Source organism: Streptococcus suis, from assembly GCF_002964045.1.
GTDB lineage: Bacteria > Bacillota > Bacilli > Lactobacillales > Streptococcaceae > Streptococcus > Streptococcus suis_U.
Map to the genome: position 1 here is coordinate 1 of NZ_POPB01000134.1, position 295 is coordinate 295.

Sequence of the window (295 nt, forward strand, 5' to 3'; positions counted from 1 at the left end):
GTATGAATTTTTACAAGTCTTCCATTTTTATGATAAGGTCTGCTCGCTCCCAAATCAAAGGATTGTGGGTCGCAATCACAATTAGCCGTTCTGGGCTCTTCAAGGATAACAAAATATCCATAATTTCTTGGGAGCTATTAGGATCTAAGGCAGCCGTCGGCTCATCTGCTAAAATCAATGGAGGATTTTTCAGGATGACTTTAGCAAGTGCTACCCGCTGAGCTTCCCCTCCTGAGAGTTCATAGATAGGCTGGGACAAGTCCAGATAAGACAGACCAACTGCATCAAGTGCCTC

General features: G+C 44.1%; 1 protein-coding gene. It reads right to left on the minus strand.

The features are described from left to right. Nucleotides 1-10 precede the first annotated feature (10 nt). A partial coding sequence (locus C1E99_RS00575; RefSeq protein ID WP_153060127.1) for an ATP-binding cassette domain-containing protein occupies nt 11-295 on the minus strand: 285 nt, incomplete at its 5' end.